14 protein-coding genes and 1 pseudogene are annotated in these 12,732 nt (G+C 65.9%); 9 read left to right on the plus strand and 6 right to left on the minus strand.

Features of this window, described 5'->3' with window-relative positions; translation table 11 throughout:
- Together ACZBJS_RS25930 and ACZBJS_RS25935 are read right to left on the minus strand one after the other, a co-directional pair.
- Nucleotides 1–101: pseudogene (locus tag ACZBJS_RS25930) on the minus strand (IS5/IS1182 family transposase); the annotation flags it as partial.
- A gap of 78 nt (nucleotides 102–179) precedes the next feature.
- Nucleotides 180–713, minus strand: a complete 534-nt coding sequence (locus ACZBJS_RS25935; protein WP_316397519.1) for a hypothetical protein — start codon at nucleotides 711–713, stop codon at nucleotides 180–182.
- Between ACZBJS_RS25935 and ACZBJS_RS25940 the strand changes: the two genes are divergently transcribed.
- On the plus strand, nucleotides 703–882 hold the full coding sequence (locus ACZBJS_RS25940) for a hypothetical protein (RefSeq protein ID WP_463439456.1): 180 nt from the start codon (nucleotides 703–705) through the stop codon (nucleotides 880–882). The genes ACZBJS_RS25935 and ACZBJS_RS25940 overlap by 11 nt on opposite strands.
- Nucleotides 883–891: 9 nt before the next feature.
- On the plus strand, nucleotides 892–1,650 hold the full coding sequence (locus ACZBJS_RS25945) for a hypothetical protein (RefSeq protein ID WP_316397523.1): 759 nt from the start codon (nucleotides 892–894) through the stop codon (nucleotides 1,648–1,650).
- Nucleotides 1,651–1,743: 93 nt separating this feature from the next.
- Here the strand turns inward: ACZBJS_RS25945 and ACZBJS_RS25950 are convergent, their stop codons facing one another.
- Nucleotides 1,744–1,890, minus strand: coding sequence for a hypothetical protein (locus ACZBJS_RS25950; RefSeq protein ID WP_168858023.1), 147 nt, complete (start codon nucleotides 1,888–1,890; stop codon nucleotides 1,744–1,746).
- 369 nt (nucleotides 1,891–2,259) lie between these two features.
- On the opposite strand from ACZBJS_RS25950, the gene ACZBJS_RS25955 reads away from it, so the two are divergent.
- The 6 genes from ACZBJS_RS25955 to ACZBJS_RS25980 all read left to right on the plus strand — a co-directional run bounded on the left by ACZBJS_RS25955 (nucleotide 2,260) and on the right by ACZBJS_RS25980 (nucleotide 8,547).
- Nucleotides 2,260–3,177, plus strand: coding sequence for an ABC transporter permease subunit (locus tag ACZBJS_RS25955; RefSeq protein ID WP_028339921.1), 918 nt, complete (start codon nucleotides 2,260–2,262; stop codon nucleotides 3,175–3,177).
- A 10-nt stretch (nucleotides 3,178–3,187) separates the two neighbouring features.
- On the plus strand, nucleotides 3,188–4,513 hold the full coding sequence (gene livM / locus ACZBJS_RS25960; protein ID WP_316397525.1) for a high-affinity branched-chain amino acid ABC transporter permease LivM: 1,326 nt from the start codon (nucleotides 3,188–3,190) through the stop codon (nucleotides 4,511–4,513).
- The gene (locus tag ACZBJS_RS25965) at nucleotides 4,510–5,343 is read left to right on the plus strand and encodes an ABC transporter ATP-binding protein (RefSeq protein WP_028336791.1); all 834 of its coding nucleotides are present in this window, start codon (nucleotides 4,510–4,512) and stop codon (nucleotides 5,341–5,343) included. Before livM ends, ACZBJS_RS25965 begins: the two co-directional genes overlap by 4 nt.
- Nucleotides 5,340–6,089 (plus strand): ABC transporter ATP-binding protein, encoded by a 750-nt coding sequence (locus ACZBJS_RS25970; protein ID WP_018272406.1) that lies wholly within the window; start codon nucleotides 5,340–5,342, stop codon nucleotides 6,087–6,089. Before ACZBJS_RS25965 ends, ACZBJS_RS25970 begins: the two co-directional genes overlap by 4 nt.
- A 166-nt stretch (nucleotides 6,090–6,255) precedes the next feature.
- The gene (locus ACZBJS_RS25975) at nucleotides 6,256–7,374 is read left to right on the plus strand and encodes a branched-chain amino acid ABC transporter substrate-binding protein (RefSeq protein WP_028339917.1); all 1,119 of its coding nucleotides are present in this window, start codon (nucleotides 6,256–6,258) and stop codon (nucleotides 7,372–7,374) included.
- Between the two features lie 177 nt (nucleotides 7,375–7,551).
- Complete coding sequence (locus tag ACZBJS_RS25980) at nucleotides 7,552–8,547, plus strand: P1 family peptidase (RefSeq protein ID WP_076828508.1); 996 nt, start codon at nucleotides 7,552–7,554, stop codon at nucleotides 8,545–8,547.
- A gap of 158 nt (nucleotides 8,548–8,705) precedes the next feature.
- Here the strand turns inward: ACZBJS_RS25980 and ACZBJS_RS25985 are convergent, their stop codons facing one another.
- Complete coding sequence (locus tag ACZBJS_RS25985; RefSeq protein WP_076828506.1) at nucleotides 8,706–9,497, minus strand: EF-hand domain-containing protein; 792 nt, start codon at nucleotides 9,495–9,497, stop codon at nucleotides 8,706–8,708.
- A gap of 253 nt (nucleotides 9,498–9,750) precedes the next feature.
- Between ACZBJS_RS25985 and rpe the strand changes: the two genes are divergently transcribed.
- On the plus strand, nucleotides 9,751–10,452 hold the full coding sequence (gene rpe / locus ACZBJS_RS25990; protein WP_076828504.1) for a ribulose-phosphate 3-epimerase: 702 nt from the start codon (nucleotides 9,751–9,753) through the stop codon (nucleotides 10,450–10,452).
- 13 nt (nucleotides 10,453–10,465) lie between these two features.
- On the opposite strand, the gene ACZBJS_RS25995 is transcribed toward rpe, so the two are convergent.
- Both ACZBJS_RS25995 and ACZBJS_RS26000 read right to left on the minus strand, forming a co-directional pair.
- Nucleotides 10,466–11,944, minus strand: a complete 1,479-nt coding sequence (locus ACZBJS_RS25995; protein ID WP_076828502.1) for a serine/threonine protein kinase — start codon at nucleotides 11,942–11,944, stop codon at nucleotides 10,466–10,468.
- 5 nt (nucleotides 11,945–11,949) lie between these two features.
- Complete coding sequence (locus ACZBJS_RS26000) at nucleotides 11,950–12,690, minus strand: metallophosphoesterase family protein (RefSeq protein WP_076828500.1); 741 nt, start codon at nucleotides 12,688–12,690, stop codon at nucleotides 11,950–11,952.
- Nucleotides 12,691–12,732 lie beyond the last annotated feature (42 nt).

Consider the following 12,732-nt stretch of genomic DNA (forward strand, 5'->3'; position numbering starts at 1 on the left):
ATTCGGTTGTCGCGCCCGGTCGAGCCCTTCTGATCGGGGCGCCCTATGATCAACGGCGCCATCCGCTTCCACGCCGCGTCGCTCAATACCAAACGGTCCATCACACCCAAGACGGCCTCCCCAAAAGCAGCCTTGAATCTGATTTGCTCCTAAAAGGGAATCCTTAGAGTCCACACCACCTAGGGCTGCTGAAGGGATAGCTGGCCTGCGGGCGTTTCGGTGGTCGTTGCTGCATTGGCAGACGCTTGAGCTCGCTTCGGCGCAGTCTCGAACAGCATCACGATCGCGGTCCCGAGCAGCATCAGGAGCTCGGCCGCATGCATGCGCATCGCTTCGACCTCGCCGACCTTGGAGGCCATCATCATGCTGGCGAAGCTCAGCACGCTGCCGAGGCAGAGCGCCACCGCCAGCGCCTCGTCGGCGCCGCTGCTGCTCTTGCGCAGCGGTGAGAAGGCGGCCATCGCGAGGAAGACTGCGAAGAACGCCACCACGGTGATCCGCGCCAGCGCGAGCAGCCATGCGAGGCGCACCGTCGCCATCTTGCCGAGGTGCAGATAGTCGCTGGCATAGAACGCGATCGACACGCTCGGCCGCTCATAGAGGCCGTGGATCGGCGACACCATGATGCTGAAGGCGATGATGGTCCAGACCGGAATGAAATAGGCCGCAAGCAGCGCGCCGTTGAAGGAGCTGATCCGCCAGTTGTTCGACATTGCCGCTTCCCGTGCTTCCGGCGCCTTTCAGACCGGCGACGGTTCAGCTTGCGAGCTAACGCCGATCAATTGCCGGCAGCAATTTAAACCCTTTGTTAAGGTTAAGCGCGATGCGACGATTCCGGATCGAGGCCGGGATCTGCGCAAGATCGGCGCCGGCCGGGGATAAAGGGGTAAAATGACCGATAGAACGCGCGTTTTCGTCGCAACGCCCTGCTACGGCGGCGATCTGAAGATGGCCTATGTGTTGTCCGCCCTGAAGCTTCAGGCTGCGGCCACCGCCCGGGGCATCGACATCCAGTTTCATCTGATCGGAAACGAATCGCTGATCGTCCGCGCCCGGAACGAACTGGCCCACCAATTCCTTGCATCCGGCGCCAGCCATCTCCTGTTCATCGATGCCGATATCGGCTTCGAACCCGAGTCCGTGTTCCGGCTGCTGGATTGCGGCACTGATGTTTCGGCCGCGGCCTATCCGCTCAAGCACATCGATTGGGCAAAGGTGCAGCGGGCTGCGGACGCCAAGCGCAAGAACCTCGCGTCATCCTCGCTGGACTATGTCGTCACATGGGAGGGCGACCAGATCACATCTCGCGGCGACGGCTTCGCCAAGGTCCGATATGCCGGAACCGGCTTTCTCATGATGAAGCGATCCGCCCTCGTCAGGCTGTGCGACGCCCATCCCGAACTCAAATATCGGGCGAACCACAAGAGCAACGACTTGAACACCGGCGACCTGGTTCGCGCCGACCTCGACCGCGTCTCGCTGTTCGAATGCATGATCGACAAGACAACCGGCGAGTATCTGTCCGAAGATTACGCGTTCTGCCGGCGCTGGATCGATCTCGGCGGCGAAATCTGGCTCGACCTTCGAAGCGAGCTCACGCATTTCGGTTCGTACGCCTTCCGCGGCCGCTTCGCCGACCAGTTGGCCTGAACAAGACAGCCCAAGCGAAAAGGGTCCAGCCTGAACAAGGGAGGCCTCGCCTTTCGGCGAGGCCTCCCTGCTAGTTCGGCTCAATTGTCCGAATTAGCGCTCCGGATTGGGCTTCTGGCCCTGCCGGCCCTGATCCTGCTGTTGCTGGCCGGGCTTCTGGCCGCCGCCCTGCTGCTGCTGGCCGGGCTTCTGATTGGGGTTCTGGTTCGGCTGTCCCGGATTCTGATTTGGGTTGCTCATTCAGCTACTCCCTTTGCTTTCATCAAGCTGGGGACAACGCGCGCGTCGGAAGCGCGGTTGCTCGGGGAACACGGGTTCCGGCGTGATCATTGCAGGGCAAAGCCATGTCGGCCCTGTGACATCGGAACCGCATCCGCCAAACTAGTTATGTACAAGCCCTTTCTGCTGCTGCCACGCTGTTGCCGCGCCCGGGGTTCCACTGTTAGAAAACGACACGACGCGACGGATCAGGCTGCCGGGGCCCTCGCCGCGTCACCCTCGACGTAGCGTTTTCGAGCGAAGTGGGAACCGGTTCGCGTGAAGAAAGCGCGTCCAGATCAACACGAGAGCCTGGTCGGTTCTCAACCGAACAGGCTCTGACGGCAGCGTATGGATTATTTCGCCCAGCAATTGATCAACGGCCTCGTGCTCGGTTCGATCTACGGCCTGATCGCCATCGGCTACACGATGGTCTACGGCATCGTCGGCATGATCAACTTCGCCCATGGCGACATCTTCATGATCGGCGGCTTCATCGCGCTGATCTCGTTCCTGGTGCTGGTGTCGCTCGGCCTCACCGCGATCCCCCTGATCCTGCTGATCGTGCTGCTAGTCTCGATGGCGATCACGGCGCTCTACGGCTGGACCATCGAGCGCATCGCCTACCGGCCGCTGCGGCATTCGTTCCGCCTGGCGCCGATGCTCTCGGCGATCGGCATGTCATTCGTGCTGACCAATTTCTCACAGGTGTCGCAGGGCGCGCGGGTGAAGCCGGTGCCGCCGATCATCACCGGCGGCTACACGCTGCATGAAGGCTCGTCGGGCTTCGCCGTGCAGCTCTCCAACATCCAGATCATGGTCGTGCTCGCCACCATCGTCGTGCTGGCGCTGTTCACCTGGCTGGTCTCGCGCACCCGGCTCGGACGCGACATGCGCGCCTGCGAGCAGGACCAGACCATGGCCGCGCTGCTCGGCGTCGACGTCGACCGCACCATCTCGATGACCTTCGTGATCGGCGCTGCGCTCGCCGCGGTCGCAGGCATGATGTATCTCTTGTATTACGGCCTGGTCGATTTCTTCATGGGCTTCGTCGCCGGCATCAAGGCGTTCACCGCCGCCGTGCTCGGCGGCATCGGCTCGCTGCCGGGCGCGATGCTCGGCGGACTCGCGATCGGCCTGATCGAGACGTTCTGGTCGGCCTATTTCTCGGTTGAGTACAAGGACGTCGCCGCGTTCTCGATCCTGATCGTGGTGCTGATCTTCATGCCGACCGGCCTGCTCGGCCGTCCCGAAGTCGAAAAAGTCTGACAGGCACTTCGTGAGCGCGACCTCAGCCCGCCCCTCGCACGCCGCGCAGCCCTCGGGCAGCGCCTTCATTCTCAAGAAGGCCCTGATCAGCGCCCTTGTCGCGCTGGTGCTGTTCTCGCTGATGATCGGCGTTCGCACCGAGGCCGGGCCGCAGGGCGGCTTGATCTACTGGACGCGGTTCGGCGACCTCGCAGCCCTTGTCGCTACCGTGTTCGGCGGCAGCATCGTCGTCGAGTTGCTGCGGCAATGGTGGGGACCGGTCGACAAGGACCGCGTCGTGCCGAAGCCGGTGCAATCGGCGATGTCGTTCGCCGGCCGCTGGCTGGCGCCGGCGCTCCTGGTGTTCACCTTCCTCGTGCCTGTCATCTTCTACAACCAGCGCTACATTCTCGACCTGTCGATCCTGGTCCTGACCTATGTGATGCTGGGATGGGGATTGAACGTCGTGGTCGGCCTCGCCGGCCTGCTCGACCTCGGCTATGTCGCGTTCTACGCGGTCGGCGCCTATTCTTATGCGTTGCTTGCGACCAATTTCGGATTGTCGTTCTGGGTCTGCCTGCCGCTTGCCGGCATCCTGGCGGCGTTCTGGGGCGTGCTGCTCGGCTTCCCGGTGCTGCGGCTGCGCGGCGACTATCTTGCGATCGTGACGCTCGCCTTCGGCGAGATCATCCGCCTCGTCATCATCAACTGGCAGAGCCTGACCGGCGGCCCCAACGGCGTCTCGGGAATTCCCCGCCCGACCATGTTCGGCATTCCGCTGACGGCGGGTGACGACGGGCTCGCCGCCAAGCTCGGCATCGAATTCTCGCCGACCCACCGCCTCGTCTTCCTGTTCTATCTGATCCTGGCGATGGCGCTGATCACCAACTGGGTGACGATCCGGCTACGGCGGCTGCCGATCGGCCGCGCCTGGGAAGCGTTGCGCGAGGACGAGGTCGCCTGCCGCGCGCTCGGCATCAACACCACGACCACCAAGCTGACGGCGTTCGCGACCGGCGCGATGTTCGGCGGCCTCGCCGGCGCGTTCTTCGCCACCCGGCAGGGCTTCATCAGCCCGGAATCCTTCACCTTCCAGGAATCGGCGCTGGTGCTGGCGATTGTGGTGCTCGGCGGCATGGGCTCGCAGCTTGGCGTGGCGCTCGCCGCGCTGACCATGATCGGCGGCTTCGAGCTGTTCCGCGGCCTCGATCAATACCGCATGCTGGTGTTCGGCATGGCGATGGTGCTGCTGATGATCTGGCGGCCGCGCGGGCTGATCGGCCATCGCGCGCCGACCGTGTTCCTGGAACGCAACCAGGCGATCTCGTCCGACCTCGTCAAGGAGGGCCACGGATGAGCGGCGACCCCATCCTCACCGTCGACCGCCTGATGATGCGCTTCGGCGGCATCGTCGCGGTCAACGAGCTGTCCTTTGCGGCCGAGCGGCGCAAGATCACCGCGCTGATCGGGCCGAACGGCGCCGGCAAGACCACCGTGTTCAACTGCATCACCGGGTTCTACCGGCCGAGCGGGGGCGCGATCCGCCTCGCCCATGACGACGGCCGCACCATCCAGCTCGAGCGGCTGAACGATTTCCGCATCTCCAAGCAGGCCAAGGTGGCGCGCACCTTCCAGAACATCCGGCTGTTTCCCGGCATGACCGCGCTGGAAAATCTGATGGTCGCCCAGCACAACGCGCTGATGCGCGCCTCGGGCCTGACCCTGCTCGGGCTGCTCGGCCTGCCGTCCTGGCGCGAGGCCGAGCAGCGCGCCATCGATCTGGCGCGGACCTGGCTCGCGCGCGTCGGCCTGCTCGACCGCGCCGACGATGCCGCGGGAAATCTGCCCTATGGCGACCAGCGCAGGCTCGAGATCGCGCGCGCGATGTGCACTGAACCGGTGCTGCTCTGTCTCGACGAGCCGGCGGCCGGTCTGAACGCGCGCGAGAGCGGCGGGCTCAACGAGCTGCTGCTGTCGATCCGCAACGAACAGGGCACCTCGATCCTCCTGATCGAGCACGACATGTCGGTCGTGATGGAGATCTCCGATCACGTCGTGGTCATGGATTACGGCGTCAAGATCGCCGAAGGCACGCCGCAGACGGTGCGCGACGACCCCAAGGTGATCGCCGCCTATCTCGGCGCCGACGAGGAAGAGGCGATCGCCGTGATGGAGAGCGGCACGTGAGCGCGGCACAGGCAACGACACCCCTGCTCGCGGTGCGCGGCGTGCGCGCGGCGTATGGCAAGATCGAGGCGCTGAAGGGCGTCGATATCGAGATCAATCGCGGGGAGATCGTCGCCCTGATCGGCGCCAACGGCGCCGGCAAGTCGACGCTGATGATGACGATCTTCGGCAGGCCGCGCGCCCGCGCCGGCGCCATCGAGTTCGACGGCCGTGACATCACCGGCGTGCCGACCCACGAGATCGCGCGGCTGCGCATCGCACAATCGCCGGAGGGCCGGCGGATCTTTCCGCGCATGAGCGTCGCGGAAAACCTGCAGATGGGCGCCGATGCCACCGAATGCAGCGAGGCCGAGCGCGCAGCCGGGCTGGAGCGGGTGTTCGCGCTGTTCCCGCGCCTGAAGGAACGCGTCGCACAACGCGGCGGCACGCTGTCGGGCGGCGAGCAGCAGATGCTGGCGATCGGCCGCGCCCTGATGAGCCGGCCGCGGCTGTTGATGCTGGACGAGCCCTCGCTCGGGCTCGCGCCGCTGATCGCGCGGCAGATCTTCGACGCCATCCGCACGCTGAACCGGCAGGACGGCCTCACCGTGCTGATCGTGGAGCAGAACGCCAATCATGCGCTGAAGCTCGCCCATCGCGGCTATGTCATGGTCAACGGGCTGATCACGCTGGCCGGAACCGGCGCCGAATTGCTGCAGCGCCCGGAAATCCGCGCCGCCTATCTGGAAGGCGGCCGCCGCGGCTAGCTTGACGTTCCGTGCCGTCCCCGCAAGCAAGACGCGGCGGATGCAGCGTCGATTTGCCTGAAAATTGCCGGTGACTTCGCCGCGAAATCAGCTGAGAATGCCCGCGGTTTTGGGGCCCGGCGTGCCGGGCCCTTCCGCAAGAGGCAACGACCACGAGGGACGTCTCATGAAATCACTGAAGCTGATCGGCCTGGCACTTGGCGCTTCGTTCGCATTATCGGCGAGCGCGTTCGCGCAAGACATCACCATCGCCGTCGCGGGCCCGATGACGGGCTCCGAATCCGCTTTCGGCCGGCAGATGAAGAACGGCGCCGAGCAGGCGGTCGCCGACATCAACGCCGCCGGCGGCGTGCTCGGCAAGAAGCTCGCGCTGGAAGCCGACGACGACGCCTGCGATCCGAAGCAGGCGCGCTCGATCGCGGAAAAGATCGGCTCTTCGAAGATCCCGTTCGTGGCCGGCCATTTCTGCTCGTCGTCCTCGATCCCGGCCTCCGAGGCCTATGCCGACGCCAACGTGCTGCAGATCACCCCGGCCTCGACCAACCCGCTGTTCACCGAGCGCAAGCTCTGGAACGTGGCGCGCGTCTGCGGCCGTGACGACCAGCAGGGCCTGGTCGCAGCCGACTACATCATGAAGAATTACAAGGGCAAGAACGTCGCGATCCTGAACGACAAGACCACCTACGGCAAAGGCCTCGCCGACGAGACCAAGAAGGCGCTGAACAAGGCCGGCTTCCAGGAGAAGATGTTCGAGTCCTACAACAAGGGCGACAAGGACTTCAACTCGATCGTCTCGCGCCTGAAGCGCGACAACATCGATCTGGTCTATGTCGGCGGCTACCATCAGGAAGCCGGCCTGATCCTGCGCCAGATGCGCGACCAGGGCCTGCAGACCGTGCTGATGGCCGGCGATGCCATGAACGACAAGGAATTCGCCTCGATCACCGGCCCCGCCGCCGAAGGCACGCTGTTCACCTTCGGCCCCGACCCGCGCAACAAGCCGACCGCGAAGGCGATCGTCGAGAAGTTCAAGGCCAAGAACATCGACCCCGAGGGCTACACGCTTTACACCTACGCCGCGATGCAGGTCTGGACGCAGGCCGTCGCCAAGGCCGGTTCGACCGACGCCAAGAAGGTGATGGACACCATCAAGGCCGGCGAGTGGGACACCGTGCTCGGCAAGATGGCCTTCGACGCCAAGGGCGACATCAAGGCGATCGATTACGTCGTCTACAAGTGGGACGCCAAGGGCAACTACACCGAGATCAATCCGAAGGGCTCCTGAGCCTCTCTCGCGTCTGATCCAATCAGAGTACGAGAACGCCCCGGTCCGCCGGGGCGTTTTCTTGACCTGTTGCCTGCAAGTCTTACCGCAGGTGCCTGCCCGCCCATGCCCGACGGTTGATGCATCCGTTGCGGCTGCTATACCGGATCGATCGGACAGCAGGCGGATGGACCCATCGTGAAAAACCTTCTCACCGATATTGCCGGCGTTGCCGTCGGCCATGCCGACGATCCCACGGTCGCCTCCGGTGTCACCGCCATCCTGTTCGAGCGGCCGGCGGTCGCCTCGATCGATGTCCGCGGTGGCGGTCCCGGGACCCGCGAGGAAGCGCTGCTTTCGCCGCACAACGTCGTCGAGGCGATCGACGCCATCGCGCTGTCCGGCGGCTCGGCGCACGGGCTCGATGCCGCCGGCGGCGTGCAGGCCTGGCTCGCCGAGCGCGGCCGCGGCTTCCGTATCCGCGACGCGGTGATCCCGATCGTGCCGGGCGCGATCTGCTTCGACCTGCTCAACGGCGGCAACAAGGCGTGGGGACGCTTTCCGCCCTATCGCGACCTCGGCTACGCGGCGGCCAATGCCGCCTCCGATGACTTCGAGCTCGGCAGCGTCGGCGCCGGCATGGGCGCGACCACGGCCAACCTGAAGGGCGGCCTCGGCTCGGCGTCCGACATGACCGACGACGGCGTGACGGTCGCGGCGCTCGCGGTGGTCAACGCGGTCGGCAGCGTCACGGTCGGCAGCGGCCCCTGGTTCTGGGCGGCGCCGTTCGAGGTCGGCGGTGAATTCGGCGGGCGCGGCCTGCCGCCCTCGTTCACGCCGGACATGCTAAAGGCGCGGCTGAAGGGCGGCGCCGACGCGCGCGCCGTCGAGAACACCACCCTCGTCGTCGTGGTGACCGATGCGCAGTTGACGAAGCCGCAGGCACGGCGGCTTGCGATGATCGCGCAGACCGGCATGGCGCGCGCGATCTATCCGGTGCACGCCCCGCTCGACGGCGACGTGGTGTTTGCCGCCGCGACCGGCGCCAGGCCGATCGATCCGCTGTTCGGCCTCACCAGGCTCGGTGCGCTCGCCGCCAACACGGTGGCGCGCGCCATCGCCCGCGGCGTCCATTCAGCGGCCGCGCTGCCATTCGCCGGCGCGCTACCGAGCTGGCGGGACAGATTCGGTTAGATCATCGCGCTTCTGGCTCTGCCGTCATTGCGAGCGAAGCGAAGCAATCCATCTGTCCGCACATGTGGACAGATGGATTGCTTCGTCGCTCCAGCGCAAAATTGCTTTGCAATTTTGTCGCCGAGCTCCTCGCAATGACGGAAATTACCAGTCTCGTCTTAAGCGCTGACCGAAATCGCAGCGAAGTCCTGCGCCGAGATCGCCTTCGCCTGGCGCTGGATCAGCTGCTCGACGATATTGTAGGACGAAGCCGCGTTGAGGGTCGCGGAGGATGTGGCCGGCGTCGTCATAGCCACCTTCGAGCCGTCGGCATAGGTCGTCGTCGTGGTGGTCGAGCCGTCGCTGTTGGTCACCGACGTCGAGGTCGCGCCGTCCAGCGCCTGCATCAAGGGATCGGAGCTCGATCCGCCCGCGCCGCTGCTGGATTCGTCGGTCGAGCCACTGGCCATGTGATGGCGATGATGGCCACCGCCCTTGTGGCCCTGCAAGGCCTGGGACATCTCGTCGAGGCTGACGTTACCGTCGCCATTGCTGTCGAGCTTGGAGAACACGTCGTCGGCCTGCGCCGTATTGGTGCCGCCGGCGCCGAGCGCGTTCTCGAATTCCGACTGGGTGATCTTGCCGTTGCCGTCGGCATCGATCTGCGAGAACAGGTCCTTGAGCGCATCCGAGCGGCTGGCCGCCGTCGGGCTGTTTGAAACCGCGGTCTGGGACTGGCTTTGCGCGGAAATCAGCGCGCCCATCGTCAGCGGCGAAATCTGCGGAGAGCCGCTGCCCGAGCCGGTACCGGTGCTGCTGCCGGCCGACGTCGATGTACCGGTCGAAGGGGCGAACAGGCCGGTGGTCTGATTCCCCTGACCAGAGCTGCCGGTCTTGGTCGTCGACTTCGACGACATCAGCGAGCTCAAGAGGTCAATGGCCGACGACGCAGCGCCAAGGGCGAACAGCATGGCAATACTCCAACAGGGCCGCGCCTGGCGGCTCAAACGCTGGTCAATGGCTGAGCAAAGGGCGTGCCATGGCAAAAACCCAGCAAAACCAGGCGTTCCCGCATCGAAGCGGGTTCCGCGCACCCGGCAAGAGCTGCCGCCGGCGGAAGAATTTTCCGGTCGCAGAGCGCCGTCCGCTCGTCATTGCCCGCCACGCGTCCGCATGTTAGGCGGACTCACCCGTCGCCCCCTGAAGTGTTCCGGAACAGCTGACATGACTCAGTCATTCACCCCGCGTCCCCTCGTTATCGCTCCGTCGATCCTGGCGTCGGATTTCTCAAAGCTCGGCGAGGAGGTCCGCGCCGTCGACCAGGCCGGCGCCGACTGGATCCATCTCGACGTGATGGACGGACACTTTGTGCCGAACATTTCCTATGGCCCCGACGTCATCAAGGCGATGCGGCCGCACACCAAAAAGATCTTCGACGCCCATCTGATGATCTCGCCCTGCGATCCCTACCTGGAGGCGTTCGCCAAGGCGGGCTGCGACCATATCACGGTGCATGCCGAGGCCGGCCCGCATTTGCACCGCTCGCTGCAGGCGATCCGCGCGCTCGGCAAGAAGGCCGGCGTCTCGCTCAATCCGGCAACGCCGGCGAGCGCGATCGAATATGTGCTCGACCTGATCGACCTCGTGCTGGTCATGTCGGTCAATCCCGGCTTCGGCGGCCAGGCCTTCATCCGCTCGGCGATCGGCAAAATCAGCGATGTCAGGGCGATGATCGCGGGCCGGCCGATCGACATCGAGGTCGACGGCGGCGTTGCACCCGACGTCGCGGGCCAGCTCGCGGCCGCCGGCGCCAACGCCTTTGTCGCGGGGTCCGCCGTGTTCAAGGGCGGCACGGTCGAGGCTTACAAGACCAACATCGCCGCGATCCGCCATGCGGCGGCCGAAGCTCGCGGCGAGGCGATCTGACGATCCGGGGAAACTAGAACAGTGCGGGCGGCGTGGCCGCGGCATTCGCCGCTTGCTCCGCCGCCTCATCGCTCTCGCCGTCGTCCGCTTGCGACGCCAGCCGCGACGGCCGCACCACGGTCACCGTGCACGGCGCTTCCCCCGCGACCCTGGCGGACACGCTGCCGAGCAGCGCGCGCCGCAGCGAGTTCTGCCGCGCGCCGATGATGATGTGGTCGACCAGGTTGACCGCGGCGAACTCGAGGATCGCGGCCGCCGGATCGATCGCCTCCAGCACATGCACGGTCAACCGCCCTTCCTCGAGCCCGAACGGCCGCGCCCAGTGCTGCAGCGCCACCAGGCGGTCGACATGCTTGTTCTGGCCCTGCTCGTCATGGGTGCGGTCGATCGCCAGGCGATTGAGCTTCAGCACATTCACGCAGGCGAGCCGCGCCGAGGGCGAGGTCGACAGCACCCGCTCGGCGGTGACGCGGATGGTGTCGTTCAGCGCCTCGGCACCCTCGCCGATATCGAGCGCGACGGCCACGATCGGGCTCGAGGCGAGCTGGGCCGCGACATCGGACTTCGGCCGCGGCGGCACCGCGCCGAGATTGAAGCGGCGGCGCCAGACCGTGCTGAGCGGATCGCGGCGCAGCCGCTGCGCCCGCGCCGTCAGCTTCACCTGATCGGGATGGCCGAGATCGAAGGCAAGCTGCGCCGCGGTCGGATAGCGCGCGGCGGGGTCGATCTCCAGGCAGCGCAGCACGATTTCCTGCAGCCAAGGCGGATAGTCGGGCTTCAGCTCGCGCGGCGGATAGGGATCGCGCCACAGCCGCCGGCGCATGCCGCGCAGGCTTTCGGTCTCGCCGAAGGGGCGGACGCCGGTGGTGAAGAAGTAGAGCAGCACGCCGAGCGAAAACAGATCGCTGCGCGGATCGTCGCGGACGCCGAGCAAGCGCTCCGGCGCCATGTAGGGCGCGGTGCCGTAAGGCAGCCGAAACTCCTCCTGCAACAGGTCGGGCAGATGCCGGTGATGCGAGAGGCCGAAATCGATCAGCACCGCCTCGCCGCGCTCGCGGAACATGATGCTGCTCGGCTTGATGTCGTGATGGATGACGTTCTGCCGGTGCAGGCTGGCGAGCGCGGTGGCGACCTTGCCGCCGATCACCCTCACCTCCTCATACGGCATCGGCAGCTCGCCGAGCCGCTTGTAGAGCGTCTGACCGGGGATGCGCTCCATCACCACATAGGCCTGGCGTTCGAAGTCGCCGGTGCCGAAACAGGCCGGCACGTGCGGCCCCGACAGCCGCGGCAGGATCATCTGCTCCATCTCGAAGCTGACGATCGCGGCCGGATCCTCGCCCTCCGAGGTGAGCGGCACCTTCATCAGCAGCGGCACGGTGATGCCGGGATGGGTGACGCTCCACAGCGTCGCCATGCCGCCGCGGTGCACGCGTTCGCCGATGGTGAAGCCATCGATCTCGGCGCCCGCCTGCATCGCCAGCGCCGCCATCGGCGTCACCGGCCGAGCGGCAGGCGGTCGGCGAGCCAGTGCGGCAGGCCGTTCGCCTTGATCCGCGCCGCCGCGGTTGCGACGTCGTAGGGCACGCGATGAAAGGTGATCTCGCGGCTTATGGTATCGAACATCGCAAACGACGCCGCGGGATCGCCGTCGCGCGGCTGGCCGACCGAGCCGAGCACCGCAAGCCAGCGCCGCCCCGGCAGCAACTGAACGGCGATGCCCGAAGTCGGAACGAAGCTCGTCATCTTGGCGGTCGAGGACATCGAATAGAGGCCGGGACGATGGATGTGGCCGCAGAACGTGATCTGCAGCTCGGTGGCCATCATGCTGCGCGCGGCGTCCGCGGTGTCGCGCACGTAGCGCCATTTCGCGGGCTCCGAAGCTTCGGAGTGCACGTAGAGCCGATTGTCCTCCTCCCGCGACATCGGAAGCTCGGCAAGGAACGCCTTCTGCTCGCCGCTGAGCCGGCCGCGGGTCCAGTCGATCGCAGCCTGCGCCTCGGCATTCATGCTGTCGCTCGGCACGCCGATCGCATTGTCATGATTGCCGCGCACCGCGATCGCGCCCTTGGCGACGAGGTCCATCACCGTGTCGACGGCCCATTCGGGATCGGCACCGTAGCCGACGATATCGCCGAGGCAGATCAGCCGCTCGGCGCCGCGCGCATGCGCAGCGTCGAGGCAGGCGGCGAAGGCCTGCCGGTTGGCGTGAATATCGGCAAACAGTGCAAGCCGCATCGTGGTCCGCGTTGCTGATCCCTATCCGATATCAAGCACATG

The organism is Bradyrhizobium sp. KZN70725 (assembly GCF_055264925.1).

What these genes read in the sequence shown, in the direction of transcription:
- ACZBJS_RS25995 (WP_076828502.1), bottom strand. Translation starts at nt 11,944, where the DNA reads ATGGCGGCGCTGGCGATGCAGGCGGGCGCCGAGATCGATGGCTTCACC.
- ACZBJS_RS25975 (WP_028339917.1), top strand. Translation starts at nt 6,256, where the DNA reads ATGAAATCACTGAAGCTGATCGGCCTGGCACTTGGCGCTTCGTTCGCA.
- ACZBJS_RS25965 (WP_028336791.1), top strand. Translation starts at nt 4,510, where the DNA reads ATGAGCGGCGACCCCATCCTCACCGTCGACCGCCTGATGATGCGCTTC.
- ACZBJS_RS26000 (WP_076828500.1), bottom strand. Translation starts at nt 12,690, where the DNA reads ATGCGGCTTGCACTGTTTGCCGATATTCACGCCAACCGGCAGGCCTTC.
- ACZBJS_RS25955 (WP_028339921.1), top strand. Translation starts at nt 2,260, where the DNA reads ATGGATTATTTCGCCCAGCAATTGATCAACGGCCTCGTGCTCGGTTCG.
- ACZBJS_RS25945 (WP_316397523.1), top strand. Translation starts at nt 892, where the DNA reads ATGACCGATAGAACGCGCGTTTTCGTCGCAACGCCCTGCTACGGCGGC.
- ACZBJS_RS25985 (WP_076828506.1), bottom strand. Translation starts at nt 9,497, where the DNA reads ATGCTGTTCGCCCTTGGCGCTGCGTCGTCGGCCATTGACCTCTTGAGC.
- rpe (WP_076828504.1), top strand. Translation starts at nt 9,751, where the DNA reads ATGACTCAGTCATTCACCCCGCGTCCCCTCGTTATCGCTCCGTCGATC.
- ACZBJS_RS25950 (WP_168858023.1), bottom strand. Translation starts at nt 1,890, where the DNA reads ATGAGCAACCCAAATCAGAATCCGGGACAGCCGAACCAGAACCCCAAT.
- ACZBJS_RS25935 (WP_316397519.1), bottom strand. Translation starts at nt 713, where the DNA reads ATGTCGAACAACTGGCGGATCAGCTCCTTCAACGGCGCGCTGCTTGCG.